This is a genomic window from Paraburkholderia antibiotica (assembly GCF_012927125.1).
In the GTDB taxonomy this organism is placed as follows: Bacteria; Pseudomonadota; Gammaproteobacteria; order Burkholderiales; family Burkholderiaceae; genus Paraburkholderia; species Paraburkholderia antibiotica.
Window position 1 is genome coordinate 14,217 of the sequence record NZ_JABBFZ010000002.1, and the last position, 15,339, is coordinate 29,555.

The following is a 15,339-nucleotide window of genomic DNA, read 5'->3' on the forward strand; positions in this document are numbered from 1 at the left end:
CGCGTAACGTGCATGACGTGCGTAATGCGGCGCGTAAGGCGCGCCATGCAAACGCGAGCGCGATGCAACGCAAAAGCCAGTCAGCCGCGCGTGCCGGCTACGCGCTAAAGCGCTTTAGCGCTGCAGCGGCTTCATCGATTCGACCTTCGGCTCGCCGCTCGCCTTGTCGACGCTCAGCTTCACGCGCCAGTCGGCCGGCGCGTCGAACGGCAGCTTCGCGAGCGCGGTCTTCGCCAGCAGCGGCAGCGCGTGCAGCGGGTCCGCATCGCGATCGACGAACACCGCGCTGACCTTGTAGCGCTCCGCGCCGCTCGCGTAATCGAAAAAGCGCAGCGTCAGCGCATGCTGATATTGACGGCCGAACAGCAGCGCACCGAATCCGTCGCCGGTGTTGCTGCAATCGGCGGGCGCGCAATCCTCGCCGCCGACGCCGATCGACGCCGGCCGCGTGCTATACGCGATCGACACCAGATAATGCGCGGACTTGTCCGCCGACTCGACGAAACCATATCTGGCCAGTTCGTCGCGCAGCAGCTTTTCGGCCTGCGGATGATCGGCGCTGTCTTCCTGCGGCTGCGTGCGCGCGATCGTATAGGTCTGCTCGCCTTGCAGCGCAACGGCGGCATTGTCGGAAACGGTATGCACGTTGGCGCTCAGGCCTGAGCAACCAGCCAGACTCGCCGCGGCCAGGGCGGCGCAGAGACGGGCGATTTTTGCCATTTTTTGTTTTCTCTCAAGTACAGGGGATACACCGGTACAGCGGGTACAGCGGGTACAGCAACTGCATCAGGTTCGCGGAGCGGCCAGTTCGTCGAGCTGCGCATCGTCGAGCGTGGGCAGCCAGATCGTAAAGGCCGTCCCCTCGCCGGGTGCGCTGACGACGTCGACGCTACCCCCGTGGCGCGTGACGACCGTCTTGACGAACGCCATGCCGAGTCCCGCACCACCCACTTCCGGCCGCTCTGCCTCGTGAAACCGCCGGAAACGTTCGAACAGCCCCGCCTGCTGTTCTTTTGGAATTCCATAACCCTGATCCCGAATCGTACATGACACGCGCGCCTTGGCCGGCTGGCTCGCAAAACTGCAGACGATACGCGTGTCGGGCGGACTGTATTTCACCGCATTGTTCAGGATATTGACGAGCGCGCGTGTCATCAGCGAGCGATCGGCATAGATCCAGTGCAGTCCGTCGGACTCGTCCCCCATCTCCGTATGCAGCGCGATACGCTTGGCGTGCGCCTGCGGCCAGACCTCGTCGCTCGCGTCGATCACGAGCTCGGTCAGATTCTGGGGCTCCAGCACATACGCCTGCGATTCGGCGCGCGCCAGCTGCACGAAGTCGTCGGCCAGCGTCAGCGCGCGTTGCGCATAGCGCTCGATGCGCTCGAGCAGGTTGCGCGCGAGCACCGGCTCGGTCCGGGCGCGCTCGATCTCGACCAGCGCGATGATCGACGCCTGCGGCGAGCGCATGTCGTGCGACAGCAGCCGCAGCGCGTCCTCGCGCTGCCGCTCGGCCGCATGCAGCGCCGACACGTCGACCAGACCGGCGATCCAGCCGGTGGTCTCGCCCTGCGCGTTGGTACAGGTCGCGTAGCGCAGCAGATGATCGCGCTCGTTCGCGTCGCGCACCTCGACGCCTTGCGCCATCAGCGCCGCGAACTCGTCGCGCGTCGGGTCGAGCAGCGCCGGCCACTGCGCGTGCGCGTACAGGTTGCGCTCGGTGTCGGTGGAACTGTCGGTGTCGATCGTGTTCACCAGCGTCAGGCCGCCGAGTACGGTCTGCATCGGCTGCCCCTCGGGCAGCGGCGCGCCGAGCCGCGCGAAATGCGCCTTCGCGGCGTGATTCGCGATCAGCACGACGCCGCCCAGATCGCTGACGAGAATCGGCTCGGGCACGCTGTCGAGGCTGTCCCACACGAAACGCTTCATGTCCTGCACGCGCTGCGCGGCCTGCGCCATCAGCGCCATATGCTGCTCGAGCACGTCGCCGCTGAACTCGCGACGGCGCTGCGGGGTTTCCGGCAGCAGATGCGGTTCGTCGGCGAGGCGCTGCAGCTCGCCGCGCAGATAGGCCATCGTCATTTCGAGGCGACGCCAGTTCCAGATCGGATACACGATCATCACGCCGAGGATCGCCGGCACCGGCGACATCCACAGCCGCCCGGCGTACAGCAGCACCGCGCTGCTGATGGCCGCGACCAGCACCAGCGCGCCGGTCAGCAGCAGCGAGCGGCGCGGCGACAGCACCAGAAAACCGGCGAGCAGCGCGGCGAGCGGCCCAAGCGACGACGCGAACACGATCCAGCGTCCAACCGGCAGGATTTCGCGGCCGGTCAGCAGCGTATCGAGCACGTTGGCGTGGATGTACACGCCGGGCTGCGGGCCGAGCTCGCCGGACACTGGCGTCGCGAAACGGTCGTACAGGCCCGATGCGGTCACGCCGATCACGACGATGCGGCCGCGCAACTGATCTGCCGGCACCTTGCCGGCGAGCACGTCGGCGAAGCTGAACTTCGTGTAGTTCTCGGCATTCGGGCCGAACGGGATCAGGAAGCGGCCCTCGCCGCCGTTGCCGCTCGCATCCATCGGCGCGCTCGAGCGGCGCTGCGGCAGCCCGTCGCGCAGATGCAGCTTGCCGCTTTCGACCGCCTCCGCGACCAGCAGCATCAGCTGCGGCCAGCGCGAGCCGTTGTCGCCCTGGAACCGCGCGACGCTGCGCACGATGCCGTCGGTGTCGACCTCGAAATTGATGTGCCCGAGCCCTGCTGCCGCGTGCGCGAGCGGCGCGACCGGCTCGACCACCGCGCGCGCGCCGCTGCCGTCGGGCGGCGGCAGCAGGATCGGCAGATAGGTCGGGCTCAATGCGATCGCGTGGGCGAGTCCCGCATCGTCGACATTCGGCTCGGTGAAGAGCACGTCGAAGACCACCGCGGCGGGTTTGGCCGCGGCGATCTGCTCGAGCAGCCGCGTGTGGTCGCTACGCGGCCACGGCCAGCGGCCGAGCTGCGCAACGCTGGCGTTGTCGATCTCCACCACGACGATGTCGGACAGCAACGGCTGCTCACGCAGCGTCAGGAAGCGGTCGTACACCAGTTGATCGATACCGACGCCGAGCCGTCCGAACGACGTCAGCAGGATCATCACGATGCCCAGACAGCCTACCCCGACCCACTCGATCAGAAAGCGCCGGCCGGCACGCCGTCCGAGACGGGCGCGCGGATCGAGGCTCAGTCGCGTGGGAGTGGTGGGCAATGGGCGGTCGATTCGGGAATAAAGGAACGGGCCGGCCAGACGGCCGGCCCTGAGAATCTACCAGCGTCAGCGCGCCAGCGTAAAGGAGCGAACTGCGCTGTTCTTCTCGTAGAAGCGGCCGTTTTCGAACTGCTCGGCGACAATCGTCCAGTAATAGACGCCTGCCGGCAGATCGCTGACCACCAGTTCGCCGCCCGTCAGATCGGTACGGTCGACGACCGGATGGCTCAGGTCGGCGGTTTTGCCGAGCACGAACCGGAAACGCGTCGGCACCGCGCTGTGGCTCACGAACCAGCGGAACTCGTAGTCGCGGCTGCCCGGACGTTGCGCGGCCGAGGCTTCCAGCCCCAACTGGCGGCGCTCGAACGCATACACGTTCGGCAGGCCGTCGAGGCCCTGGTTATCCGTCGATGCGATGCGCACGAAATACGTGCCGTCGGGCAGATCGCCGAAATCGACATGCGGCGTGCTCACGCGCTGGTCGCGTACGAGGTCGAGCTGATCGGCATCGTGCGAGATCTGCAGCCGGTAGCCGACCGCATGCTCGGCCGGCTTGAGGTCGAACTCGACGGTCTTGCCGTCCTGCACGCGCGCCGGCTTCGTGAGTACCGGCGCCGGTAACAGCTCGACCGGACTGCCAATCGGGTCGCCCGAGCGCGTCACGCTACCGAAGCTCGCCTTGACCAGTTGTTCGGATGCCTGCAGCGGTATGCCCGGCGGCGGCGCGGCGCTCCGGCCGCCTTGCGTGGTCGGATCGACGCCCACCGCGCCGTCGAGCACCGCGACCGCGGTGGTCTGCGTGCTGCCGTTGTAGTCGACCCGGAAGCGCGTGCCGCGCACACCCGCGACGACCGACGGCGAACGGATCTGGAAGCGATCGTCGCGTCGCGTCGCATGCGTGACCTGACTTTCGACCTCGCCACGGCGCAGGTCGAAGATGCGGTCGCCGGCGCCCGTCAGCGTGGTGTGCCGTAGTTTTTCGATGTCGAGCTCGCCGTCCTGGGCGACCGTCACGTACGAACCGTCGGGCAGCTCCAGCGTCGCGAAACCGTTTGAACCGGTACGGATGCGATCGCCCTCGGCGAGCTTCTCACCCGTCTTCAGCGGCAGATAGGGACTCGTGCCGAATGCATGCTCGACCGGGCCGCTCGTCGCCACCACGCGGGCCGCATCACCGTCCTGACGCAACCTTTCGGCCGGCAGGCGCAACGCGATGCCGGCCGGCATGCGACGCGGCGCGGGCACGTGGTTCAGGCGGCTCAACAGCGCCCAGTCGCCTGGATCGGCCATATAGCGATCGGCGATGTCGTACAGCGTGTCGCCTTCACGGGTCGTATACGAAACATAGGCCGGTGTGGTCTTCGCACCGGCCTTGTCACGCGGCGATTGGGCGTGCGCAGCTGTACCCCAGCCCGCCGCGCTGCCTGCTATCAGGCAGGCCATCGCCAGCCACACCGACGCGCGGCGGACTGGCGGGACAGCGCCGCTCGGCGCTGCCGCATCCATAAATACCGTCACGCCCCCCCCGCTTCAGAAGGTTCGTTGTCGACCGCAGTCGGCGCGTCGGTCTCGATTCGCTCGAGACGATAGCCGTAGCCGTAGATCGGCGTCAGCCGGTAACCGTGCTCGGGACGCAGCCCGAGCTTGCTGCGCAGCATCGACACGTGGGTGTCCATGGTGCGCGACGGGATGTCGGTGGCCTGTTTCCAGATCACGTCGAGGATGTGTGCGCGCGACAGCGGCCGGCTCAGATGCTGGAACAGCAGCAACGCCAGTTCGAACTCTTTCTGCGTGACCGAGACCGGCGTGCCGCGCACGACGACGTGCTTGGCGCTCAGGTCGAATTCGAAATCGCCGAACACCTCTTTGGTCGCCGGCGGCTTCAGATAGTACGCGCGACGCAGCAGCGAACCGACGCGGGCGAGCAGCACCGCCGCCGACACGGGCTTGACGAGGTAGTCGTCTGCGCCGGTGTTCAGGATCGACGTGATGTCGGTTTCGCGGCCGCGGCTCGTCATGAACAGCACCGGCAAGCGCTCGGAAAGGCTTTCACGCACCCAGCGCAGCACTTCTTCGCCGGACATGTCGGGAACGTTCCAGTCCAGCACGAGCAGATCGAATGTCTGGCGACGCAGTTGGCGCACCAGCTCGCGGCCCGCGCCGTAAGCGTGACAGACGTGTCCTGCGGCGGACAGCGTTTGACAAACAAGATCGGCCTGTGCCGAATCGTCATCGAGGACTGCAATTCTCATAAAACCCCACAACGCAACAGCGTCTTTCGTAGCTGACGACCGGCGAACCGGCAGACGACCGGGATGACGATCTTGACCGCCGATCCGGCTTCCCAACAAACTCCGGCTGCTACTTCATGACTAAACTAATCTAATGGTCCTTTGCCATGCCCCCCGCTTGTCGCTGCTTTCCGTAAAGCAGAAATCAGCGCATATTTTGAAATTGACTACGCTTATGCAGGGCAGATCATCATAATCTAAAGCTCCCCATTTTCCGGTTGTCCTGTATCGACAATCCGTTACGAAAAACCCTGGTGGAAAGCGGCTAACGCGTTCCTCCCTGATTTTTCCCGAGTCCGGCAGCCTATGCCAGCACTCGCGAGGAAGTAGCGTTCGAAACGGTGAACCCTTGCTGGGATAAGGTTGGCCCCGTCTGCGTATCCCGTTTCGGCAAGTCCTTCGGAGAGCTCCGATTTAACAATTTGATGCGTAGTATAAGAACAGTCTCAAAATAAATCGTTTAAATATTGTCAGATTTCCTTACATCCTTTGCCTGTTTTTCGATGCTTTTGGCATGCATTATTGAGATAACTGTTCGTAAGGAGGGATGCGCACCTGAGTCGCGGGTTGGATAGCCTGGTTGCCTAAGCCCAGGACCTGGATCGGAAAAATGATGCGTAATGGCTGAAGGAGTGAGCGGGCTGCGGGCAAAAAATGCGGCGTCGCCCGATTCGAGGCAACGCCGCCCAAAAACACTACACACGCTCGCCGGGGTCTAACCGCACGAGTAATGCCACGTTAGCCCGGCCGATAAACCCGCTCAAGATGAAAGAACTTCGTTTGTAACCGCCATCGAAGTAGTTCTTACGCGCCGCTCGGGCGCCCCCCACACGAAAGTCCCATGCGGCGCGAGTTCGAAATTGGTATGAGCTGAAGCCATGGCCGGCCGCCATTTACATACGTAGCCGTTTGTTACAGTCTGGCCCCTTCTCTCCGACCGTCGCGTTCCGCGTACATCGATAGATACCCTCAGCGCGCGCCTTCGATCTCCGGCATCGGCTCGAACAGCGCGTCGAGATCGTCGTCGGAAAACCGGGTGGTACCGGCCGCGTCTTCGGCCAGGATGCTGTCGGCGAGCCCCGCCTTCTGCTCCTGCAACTCGACGATCTTTTCCTCGATGCTGCCCGCCGCGATCAACTTGTAGACGAACACCGGCTTGTCCTGCCCCAGCCGATGCGCGCGGTCGGTCGCCTGGTTCTCGGCGGCCGGGTTCCACCACGGGTCGTAGTGGATCACGGTGTCGGCGGCGGTCAGGTTCAGGCCCACCCCGCCCGCCTTCAGGCTGATCAGGAACAGCGGCACCTCGCCGCGCTGGAACCGCTCGACCGGCGTCGCGCGATCGACCGTGTCGCCGGTCAGCAGCACGTAGGGAATCGCGGCTTCGTCGAGCGCGTCGGCGATCAGCGCGAGCATGCCGGTGAATTGCGAGAACAGCAGCACGCGGCGGCCCTCCTCGATCAGCTCGGGCAGCATCGATAGCAGCAGATCGAGCTTGGCCGAGCGCATCGCGCGTTCGCCGCTACCCGTTGTCTTGCCCACAGCGCTGCCCGCCGTCTTGCCGGTTTCGTTGCCGTCCGCCCCGCTTTCCGTCATCCCGCTCGCGACCCGCACGAGCCGCGGATCGCAGCACACCTGACGCAGTTTCAGCAGCGCATCGAGCACGATGATGTGACTGCGCGCAAGCCCCTGCGCGCTGACCGCCGCGCGCACCTTCTCCTGCATCGCGGTACGCACCGTTTCGTACAGATCGCGCTGCGCGCCTTCGAGATCGACCGGACACACGATCGTCGTCTTCGGCGGCAACTCCTTCGCCACCTCGTCCTTGCGACGGCGCAGCATGAACGGCCGGATGCGGCGCGCGAGCAACGCACGGCGCACGTCATCGCCGTTCTTCTCGATCGGATTGCGCCAGCGTCGCGTGAAATCCTTCTGGCTGCCAAGAAAGCCCGGCAGCAGAAAATCGAACTGCGACCACAACTCGCCGAGATGATTTTCGAGCGGCGTGCCGGTCAAGCACAGCCGATGCCTCGCGCTCAAGCCGCGAATCGCCTGCGCGGCCTTGGTGGTCGCGTTCTTCACGTACTGCGCCTCGTCGAGGATCAGCAGATGGTAGTCGTGCCCGGCCAGCACCTTCTGGTCGCGCCACAGCAACGCGTACGTAGTCAGGATCAGCTCGTGATCGCCGATCTGCTCGAACCGCTCCTTGCGCTGCGGCCCGTTCAGCACCAGCACTTTCAGATCCGGCGCGAAGCGGCGTGCCTCCTCGCGCCAGTTGTGCACGAGCGTGGTCGGCACGACGATCAGCGCGGGCCGTGTGAGCCGCCCCGCCTCCTTCTCCGCGAGGATGTGCGCGAGTGTCTGCACGGTCTTGCCGAGCCCCATGTCGTCGGCGAGCACACCGGCCAGATCCTGATCGCGCAGGAACTGCATCCAGTTCAGCCCCTGGTGCTGATACGCGCGCAGCTCGGCCTTCAGCGCGCGCGGCACCGGCACTTCGCGCAAGCCCGGGCCAGCCTGCAGACGGCGCGCGAGTTCGCGGATCGAGTCGTCGCCGCTGAACTGCCAGCGGCCGGTGTCGTTCAGCGCGTCGAGGCGGCCGGCGTCGAGCGCGGGCACGCGCAGCGGCACGCCCTCGGCGAGCGCGCCGCCGAGCGAATCGAACAGATCGACCAGCACCCGCACCACCGGCTTGAGCCGGTCCGCGCGTATCCGCAGCCGCTTGTTCTCGTCGGTTTTCAGCTCGATCGGCTCGGCGTCGCCGATGGTCTCCAGTGCGCCGGACAGCCAGCGCCGGTCGCGCCGGAACAGATCGGCGAGCAGCGGCTCGAGCCGCACGTCGCGCCCGCCGACGCGGATGCCCATCTCGAGATCGAACCAGCCGTCGCTGGCCTGCTGCGCGCTGCCGTCGATCGCGTCGATCTCGATCACGTTGTAGCGAAACTCCGGCGCCATCGTCACGCGCCAGCCGTTGGCCGCGAGCGCCGGCACGGCCTCGTTGACGAAGCCGGACCACGCGTCGGCATCGGGCAGGCCCAGCATCGTGTCGGGCAACAGCCGCGATGCGTGGACGCTGCGCGTCGGCACCTTCTGCAAACCGGTCTTGCGCAGTTCGAGCAGGCGCTTTTTCTCCGCCTCATAGCGCCGGCGGATGTGGATCACGTCACCGCCCGGCAGCGGCACGAGCGTCACGCTGCTGTCGGCGTTGATGCTGACGCCGTCGTAGTCGAAACTCACGGCAGCCAGTTCGACCGCGGCGGCATCGCGCGGCGGCGCTGCGGCTGCGGTGCCCGTTCTCGCCGCCTTGGCGCCGCCGGCGCCCTTCGCCGCCCGCGCCACCTTCATCGCGCCGGACAGCGCGTGGCTGTTCAGCGTCAGCACCGGCACCGGCTCGACGTCGATCACGCGAATCGCGGGCGCATCGTGCGTGGGCGGCAGCGGCAGTTCGGGTGCGATCTCGCGCAGCACCGACGCGACGAGCGGCGCTTCGGCCAGCGAGATCGGCGGCATCGCGAGATAGTCGGGTAATTGCTGGAACGGCAGCGACAGCGGCACGATGCCCGCCTCGTTGGCGACACCGTCGACGTACCAGACCGGCTCGGTCGGCAGCACCATGCTCGCGCGCGGTTCGGTGCGCAGCACCGGGCGCAGACGCTGATCGGCAAGCGGCTCCCATTCGATGCGGCCGGGCCGGTCGGCGGCCCGCGCGAGCGGCGTCGGCCCGGCGTGACCGGGAGCGATCCGGAAGTCGAAAAACAGCCGTCCGGTGGCGATCAGCTTCTGCAAGGTTTCGGCGCCGCTCGTGCCGCGCAGCACGAACTGGCCAAAATCCTCGCGCGAGCGGCCGAGCCAGAGGCCGCGCAGGATCGACAGGTCTGCGTCGGACACGAAGCGCGGCTGCCTGAGCAGCGCCACCTCGACGTCGCCCCAGCTCTCGCCGACCTCGACGATCGTGCCGTCTTCGTCGCAACGCGCGCAATGCAGCACGACCTCGTGGCGCAGATGGAAGCTCGACCAGTTGAGCCGATACGCCAGCGTTTCGCGGCTGGCAGCTGGCTGACGAGCGGCGTCTTTGGCGCTCGCGGCAGCGTCGGCGTCGGCCGCGCGGGCACGCTCGCGAAAGCGTTCGAGCCAGCTGACGAGTTCAGGCCGCACGCCGGTGGACGGTGCCAATGGCGCAGCAGAAGACGACGGTGACGCTGCCCCCATTGCAGGCACAGGCCGCGCCGCGTCCGCATCGCCCTCGTCGGCCACCCGAGTGATGTGGTCCATCTCGTCGTGGTAGTCGAGTTCCGCGAGCAGCAGCGCCGCGACGTGCTTGCAATCGCGGCCGACCGGACAGGTGCAATCGCCTTGCGCCCACGGCGCGCCGCCGTCGGTCCGGAAACGCACCCGCGTCCGGTAAGGCTGCGGCTGCGAGCCCTGCACGTCGCCGGTCAGCGTCGCGCCGTGCCATTTCACGTTGCTGACCGTGCCCACCGAGCGCGCCTTCGCGACGGTCCACTCACCGAGCCATTCCGTAATCCTGTCCCGATCGAAGAAAACTGACGACATCCGCGTGCATTCCTGTTCGAACCGGCGAAGGCAAAGGCGCGCGGACCGCACTCGACGCATCGGCCAAACGACGCTCGCTCGCGTCGCCCGGCCCGCTCTGTCCGGCTGCCGCCCTTGACCTGCACTTGCCTGTGATAGCCGGCCATTTTACGCGTTGGACGCACGGGGCTGTGACGGCCGGTTTCGGCGCCGATCCAGATAGAAATCGAGCGCTGCGCACAGCGCCGCTCATAGATACGCGAGCAAGCGCGCATGGGCCGGAAGCACCCACCGCGCCAGCTTCCAAGATGCATGCGATACCTGACGGCAGCACCCGTCGCGCGTCGGAAAACAGCGCCGCGCCTTTTATCTCAGCGCCCGCCCCGCGCCATGCTGCTCCACACGCCGTCGCGCAGAATCAGCGCATGCAACAACGCCGCCGCCAGATGCAGCAGCACGGTGGCGAACAGCGCGAACGCAAGCCACGTATGCAACGCGCGCAGCAACGCGAACAACGCGACGTTGTGCGGCGCGATCGGCGGCAGATGCAGCGAACCGGCCAGCGTGACCGGATAGCCGGCCGCCGACAGCATCGCCCAGCCGATCAGCGGCATCGCCAGCATCAGCGCGTACAGCACCACGTGCGACACCCGCGCCGCCAGCCGCTGCGCGTTCGGCATCTCGTGCGGCAACGGCGGCGCGCCGCGCGTGAGACGCACCGCGAGCCGCACCAGCACGAGCGCCAGCAACGCGATACCGAGCGGCCGATGCAGCGCGACCAGCGTATCGTGCGCGCGCGACACCGTCGCGACCATGCCGACGCCAATAAACAGCATCGCGACGATCAGCGGCGCCATCGTCCAGTGCAGAAGCCGCGCGAGCGGACTGAAATGGGTACGCGGGGGCGTCATGAGTGCTCTCCTTTCTGCTCGCCGTTGTTCTGGCCGTTCTTTTCGCTGTTGGCCTGCGCGCGATGTAGCTCCGGATGCAACGCCTCTTCGCGCGTACGACGCTGGAACGACAACGCGTAGGCCGCCGAGCGCGCGGCAAGCAACGGATCGTCCGACGGCGCGATACCGGCCGGCAGGATCGTCGGATCGAAGTTGATGTCGCGGCAGGCGCCGTCTTCCTGCGAATTCGCTCGCTCGATCACCAGCGTGCCCGCATCGATGCGTTGACGGTCGTCGGGCCATTGCCGGGTTGCGTCGTCGGTCGGGTCGCCCGGTTGCGCGACGTTCAGGATCAGATGCCAGTGCAACGGCCCCTGCTGCAGGCGTTGTTCGAGATCGGCGGCGAGGAAATTCTTTTCGGCCTGCTGCGCGTCGGTCATCGGCGCGTACGGGGTGTCGGGTACTACCGCCCAGCGCACCGCCCGCGTCGTGCCCTGCGCGTCGGTGAACAGGAACGCGTTGATGCCGTAGTACGCGGCATTCGCGAGACTCGACGACGGCGCGTGCGCCTTCACCCAACGCTGGAACGGCTGCGTCTCGGGATGCGCCGCGTAGAACGCCCGCAGCTTCGCCGGATCGGGTTTGCCGGTCGCCGGGTCGGGCTGCGCGGCCTGCAGTTGCTGGTAAAACTGCGCGGGCGTATGCACGACGAACAGCGGCGTCGAATTCATGCCGGTGCGCCACTCTTCGCCGTCCGCCAGCCGGAACTGCAGCGCGAGGCTGCGCACCGGCGAGCTCGTATCGGGCGCGGACGGGTTGCCGCCCGGCACCGCGAAACGCCCGGACACCGGCGTGCGGCCGGGCGCGAACACCGTCGCGTGCGACAGCGCGGCGCCGTTGCCGTTGCTGTCGAAATAGCCTTCGACGCACAGGCCTTTCGCGTGATTGCGTCGATAGCCGGGATGCGGGCCGGCATTCGCCTCGAACGTATCGATGATGCGTGGCGCGCTCAGGCGCGTGGGCGTGAGCCAGCCCGCGGTGTACGCGAAGCCGCCCGCGAGCGCCAGCACGACCGCGCCGATCGCGGCGAGCCGGCACGGCACGCAGATCGGCGGCCGGCTGGCACGCGGATTGGGAACGGGGGGGTGTGTCACGAGGACTCCTTGCCGGATGGATCGGTGAATGATCGACGCAGCGATCGACGTACCGGCAAACACGCCACGCGACGATCTATTCCATCCGGCACTATTCGGCACCATCCAGCAGCGGCGCGCGCTCCTCGCGCAGTCGCGCGCCGCTGCGCCACCGCGGGTCAATTCGCGTTCACGCCCGGCGCGCCGGCATTCACGACGTGACTCGCGGCCCCGCCTGCCGCCGCCTGCGCGGCGAGTGCCTGCTTGCGCTGCTCGACCAGTCGCGTAAATGCCGGATTGACGTCCGGATACGACGAATCGGTGATGTAGTCGAGACCGTTCTGCTGCGCCTCGATCAGTTCCTGGTACACCTGAGCACGGGTCTTGCCCTGCGCGAACGCGCTCGACGAAGCGGCGAGCACAGCAAAGGACAGCGCGGCCAACGAAAGCTTTTTCATGATCGACTCCTGAGAGAGTTGTGCGGGTTCGCACGACGAAAAACCACGCATCGGCGGCGTTTATTCCTGTTTTTGCGGGGTGGAAAAAAGATCGTCGGCGCGGGGAATAAACGCCTGCGTGCCGGTGTTCATCTTTCGATCGCAGCCTCCCGATTTACAGTCCGGCTTTACGGCGCCGCTTTACAGCCTGGCTTCACAGCCCCGCTCCACAGCTTGGCCTCACATGCGATCTCGCCTGCAACCCTCACGTCCACCCGCTTCGCCATGACTTCGACCGATCCGCCGCCCGACGCCACGCCATCGGAAGCCGACATCCAGGCCTACGCCGATGGCACGCTGACGCCCGAGCGCGCGGCGGCGCTGCGCGACTATCTCGGCCAGCATCCGGCGGAGGCACGGCGGGTCGCGTTTTACGACCGGCTCAACGCGCAGATGCAGGCGACCTTCCCGACTACCGAGGAACCCGCGAGGGAACGTGTCGGCGGTTCGCAGCGGCTGCGCGGGCATCTGCCGCCGTCCCAGCGCGCGCGCCGCAGCTTCATCGTGCTCGCGACGTTCGCGCTGACGCTGGCGGCCGCGAGCGGCTGGCTCGCGGCCGCCCAGGTCTCCGCGCAGGCGCTTGACAACGCCGCGCTGATGGCACTGGCCGAAGCCACCACGCGGCCGTTTTCCGCCGCCACGCCGACGCGCGGCGAACCATCCGCGCCGGTGCTCGACGCGATCGGGCTGCGGCTCGTCGAGCATCGCGTGCTGCAGCTCGGCCTGTTGCAGCGCGCCGACGAGTTCGTCTATCTGAACGGCGATCAGCAGCCGGTGGTGGTGCTGTCGGCCGCGGCGCCGTTCGCGCGCGCGCAGCCGCAGTGGGCCGCGCGCCGGGTCGGCGACATGCGGCTGCTGACGTGGACCGCGCGGCGGCAGCGCTTCGTGGTCGCGGGCAACGCGCGTACGCACGGACTGATGCGCGCCGCCGACGTGATGACCGCGCGATGACGGCATGCAAGCCGCACGCGCAATTCGCATCAGGAGCTGCAAGAACTTGCGGCGCGCGCTCGACATCGCTGCACTGCTGCACTGCTGCACTGCTGCACTGCTGCACTGCTGCACTGCTGGCACCGCAGCGTACAACCGCGGCGCGCAAAATCGCCGCTGCGCGGCTGCCGTCCGGTCGCCGAAAAACCGGCTCAAGATCCGCGACTCCCACTGCCGCGCGCCCGCCGGAATAAAATGCGCCGACAGGTGTTCGCAGCACTAAAGCACCGGGTCATCAATCGCGGACGTCCCGCGAGCAGCCCGCTGCGCCTCGCTACCGACCGACTAAAGCCAATGACGCCCTCAAGCCCCCCAACCGGGACCCACCATGGATGTCCGTGACGAGCTGATGGAGCACGTGCCGCGTCTGCGGCGCTACGCGCGGGCGCTGATCAACAATCGCGAGCTCGCCGACGACCTCGTGCAGGACACGCTCGAACGCGCGCTCGGCCGCACCCAGCTGTTCCAGCCGGGCACCGATCTGCGCGCGTGGCTCTTCACGATCATGCACAACGTGTTCGCGAATCAGGCGCGCAAGGCGTCGGCGCGCGCGGTCCACGTCGCCGTCGACGACGACAGCATCGCCGAGAGCGAACTCGCCGTGCCGTCCGGGCAGACCCGCTCGCTCGAAATGCGCGATCTCGACTACGCGTTGCAGCGGCTGCCGCTCGAGCAGCGCCAGGTGGTGCTGCTGGTCGGCCTCGAAGAAATGAGTTACGCCGACGTCGCGCTCGCGCTGAACATTCCGATCGGCACGGTGATGTCGCGCCTGTCGCGCGGACGCGAACGGCTGCGGGCGTTGATGGCGGGCAATCAGCCCGGAGCGAAATTACAGGTGGTGCGATGAGCGAGCCGCAAATGCCGATCGGCGAAGAAGACCTGCACGCGTACGTGGACGGCACGCTGTCCGGCAAGCGCCGTGCCGAGGTGGAGCGCGCGCTTGAACAGAACCCGGAGCTGGCCGCGCGCGTCAGCGATTATTTTTCGCTCAACAACATGTTCCACGAGCGCTACGACCGCGTGCTCAGCGAGCCGGTGCCGAAGCGTCTGCAGATGGGCGCACCGCGCCGCTCGTGGCTCGCCGCGAACTGGCCGCGCTTTGCCGTGCAATTCGCGGGGCTGGCGGCGACGCTGGTGCTCGGCATCGGGATCGGCATGCATCGCAGCGAGCTGATCGCGCCGGTCGCGATCGAAAGCCCTGCCGGCTACGTCGACTCGCACACCGATGCGCGTGCGCTCGGCGCGGACAGCCCGGAAGGTTTCGCGCGTCAGGCGGCGGTCGCACACGTGGTCTACATGCCCGCGGTCGAACGGCCGAGCGACATGAGCGCCGCCCACGAGCAGGATTTCGTGCAATGGCTCGCGAACCGGCTCGGCACCCAGGTCCATCCGCCGATGCTGTCGAAAAGCGGCTTCATGCTGTCGGGCGGCCGCCTGCTGCCCGGCGCCGATGGCCCGACCGCGCAGTTCATGTATCGCGGGCCGAACGGCGAGCGCGTCACGCTGTGCATCTCGCATCGGCGCGAAAACGCCAACACGACCGCGTTCAGGCTGTATCAGGCGGGGCCGGTCAATGTGTTCTACTGGGTCGACGGGGATTTTGGCTACGCGGTGTCGGGCGGGATCGATCGCAAGCAGTTGCTGCAGCTTGCGCATGATGTGTATGCGCAGTTGACCGCGGCGCCGGGGTAAGCGGCGTGCGCGTGAGATGGCGTGATGCCGAGGTGTCGAGGTGCCCAGGTGCCGAGATGGCCAG

General features: G+C 67.0%; 11 protein-coding genes. 3 read left to right on the top strand and 8 right to left on the bottom strand.

Translation table 11 applies throughout. The features are described from left to right. Nucleotides 1-114 precede the first annotated feature (114 nt). The 8 genes from HHL14_RS04135 to HHL14_RS04170 all read right to left on the bottom strand — a co-directional run bounded on the left by HHL14_RS04135 (nt 115) and on the right by HHL14_RS04170 (nt 12,554). Nucleotides 115-720, bottom strand: a complete 606-nt coding sequence (locus HHL14_RS04135; RefSeq protein ID WP_169496315.1) for a DUF4136 domain-containing protein — start codon at nt 718-720, stop codon at nt 115-117. Between the two features lie 66 nt (nt 721-786). Further along, on the bottom strand, nt 787-3,252 hold the full coding sequence (locus tag HHL14_RS04140) for a CHASE2 domain-containing protein (protein WP_169496316.1): 2,466 nt from the start codon (nt 3,250-3,252) through the stop codon (nt 787-789). A 66-nt stretch (nt 3,253-3,318) separates the two neighbouring features. Further along, a complete protein-coding gene (locus HHL14_RS04145; protein WP_169496820.1) occupies nt 3,319-4,758 on the bottom strand; it encodes a FecR domain-containing protein in 1,440 nt (479 codons plus the stop codon). A gap of 8 nt (nt 4,759-4,766) precedes the next feature. Next, nucleotides 4,767-5,504 (bottom strand): response regulator transcription factor, encoded by a 738-nt coding sequence (locus HHL14_RS04150; protein WP_169496317.1) that lies wholly within the window; start codon nt 5,502-5,504, stop codon nt 4,767-4,769. Nucleotides 5,505-6,512: 1,008 nt separating this feature from the next. Continuing rightward, entirely contained in the window at nt 6,513-10,094 is a 3,582-nt protein-coding gene (locus HHL14_RS04155; protein WP_169496318.1) for a DEAD/DEAH box helicase, read from the bottom strand. Nucleotides 10,095-10,444: 350 nt separating this feature from the next. Further along, nucleotides 10,445-10,984: a cytochrome b gene (locus HHL14_RS04160; protein WP_169496319.1), complete on the bottom strand. Its 540-nt coding sequence runs from the start codon at nt 10,982-10,984 to the stop codon at nt 10,445-10,447. Further along, nucleotides 10,981-12,117: a catalase family peroxidase gene (locus HHL14_RS04165; protein ID WP_329601606.1), complete on the bottom strand. Its 1,137-nt coding sequence runs from the start codon at nt 12,115-12,117 to the stop codon at nt 10,981-10,983. The genes HHL14_RS04160 and HHL14_RS04165 overlap by 4 nt, the downstream gene beginning before the upstream one ends. Nucleotides 12,118-12,275: 158 nt before the next feature. Then, entirely contained in the window at nt 12,276-12,554 is a 279-nt protein-coding gene (locus HHL14_RS04170; protein ID WP_169496321.1) for a DUF4148 domain-containing protein, read from the bottom strand. Nucleotides 12,555-12,818: 264 nt separating this feature from the next. Here HHL14_RS04170 and HHL14_RS04175 point away from each other — a divergent pair, with 264 nt between their 5' ends. From HHL14_RS04175 to HHL14_RS04185, 3 genes are all read left to right on the top strand, one after another. Continuing rightward, nucleotides 12,819-13,544, top strand: coding sequence for an anti-sigma factor family protein (locus HHL14_RS04175; protein ID WP_169496322.1), 726 nt, complete (start codon nt 12,819-12,821; stop codon nt 13,542-13,544). Between the two features lie 367 nt (nt 13,545-13,911). Continuing rightward, nucleotides 13,912-14,430: an RNA polymerase sigma factor gene (locus tag HHL14_RS04180; protein ID WP_169496323.1), complete on the top strand. Its 519-nt coding sequence runs from the start codon at nt 13,912-13,914 to the stop codon at nt 14,428-14,430. Further along, nucleotides 14,427-15,275, top strand: a complete 849-nt coding sequence (locus HHL14_RS04185) for an anti-sigma factor family protein (protein WP_169496324.1) — start codon at nt 14,427-14,429, stop codon at nt 15,273-15,275. Before HHL14_RS04180 ends, HHL14_RS04185 begins: the two co-directional genes overlap by 4 nt. Nucleotides 15,276-15,339: the final 64 nt, after the last annotated feature.

What these genes read in the sequence shown, in the direction of transcription:
- HHL14_RS04135 (WP_169496315.1), bottom strand. Translation starts at nt 720, where the DNA reads ATGGCAAAAATCGCCCGTCTCTGCGCCGCCCTGGCCGCGGCGAGTCTG.
- HHL14_RS04145 (WP_169496820.1), bottom strand. Translation starts at nt 4,758, where the DNA reads ATGGATGCGGCAGCGCCGAGCGGCGCTGTCCCGCCAGTCCGCCGCGCG.
- HHL14_RS04150 (WP_169496317.1), bottom strand. Translation starts at nt 5,504, where the DNA reads ATGAGAATTGCAGTCCTCGATGACGATTCGGCACAGGCCGATCTTGTT.
- HHL14_RS04155 (WP_169496318.1), bottom strand. Translation starts at nt 10,094, where the DNA reads ATGTCGTCAGTTTTCTTCGATCGGGACAGGATTACGGAATGGCTCGGT.
- HHL14_RS04160 (WP_169496319.1), bottom strand. Translation starts at nt 10,984, where the DNA reads ATGACGCCCCCGCGTACCCATTTCAGTCCGCTCGCGCGGCTTCTGCAC.
- HHL14_RS04170 (WP_169496321.1), bottom strand. Translation starts at nt 12,554, where the DNA reads ATGAAAAAGCTTTCGTTGGCCGCGCTGTCCTTTGCTGTGCTCGCCGCT.
- HHL14_RS04175 (WP_169496322.1), top strand. Translation starts at nt 12,819, where the DNA reads ATGACTTCGACCGATCCGCCGCCCGACGCCACGCCATCGGAAGCCGAC.
- HHL14_RS04180 (WP_169496323.1), top strand. Translation starts at nt 13,912, where the DNA reads ATGGATGTCCGTGACGAGCTGATGGAGCACGTGCCGCGTCTGCGGCGC.
- HHL14_RS04185 (WP_169496324.1), top strand. Translation starts at nt 14,427, where the DNA reads ATGAGCGAGCCGCAAATGCCGATCGGCGAAGAAGACCTGCACGCGTAC.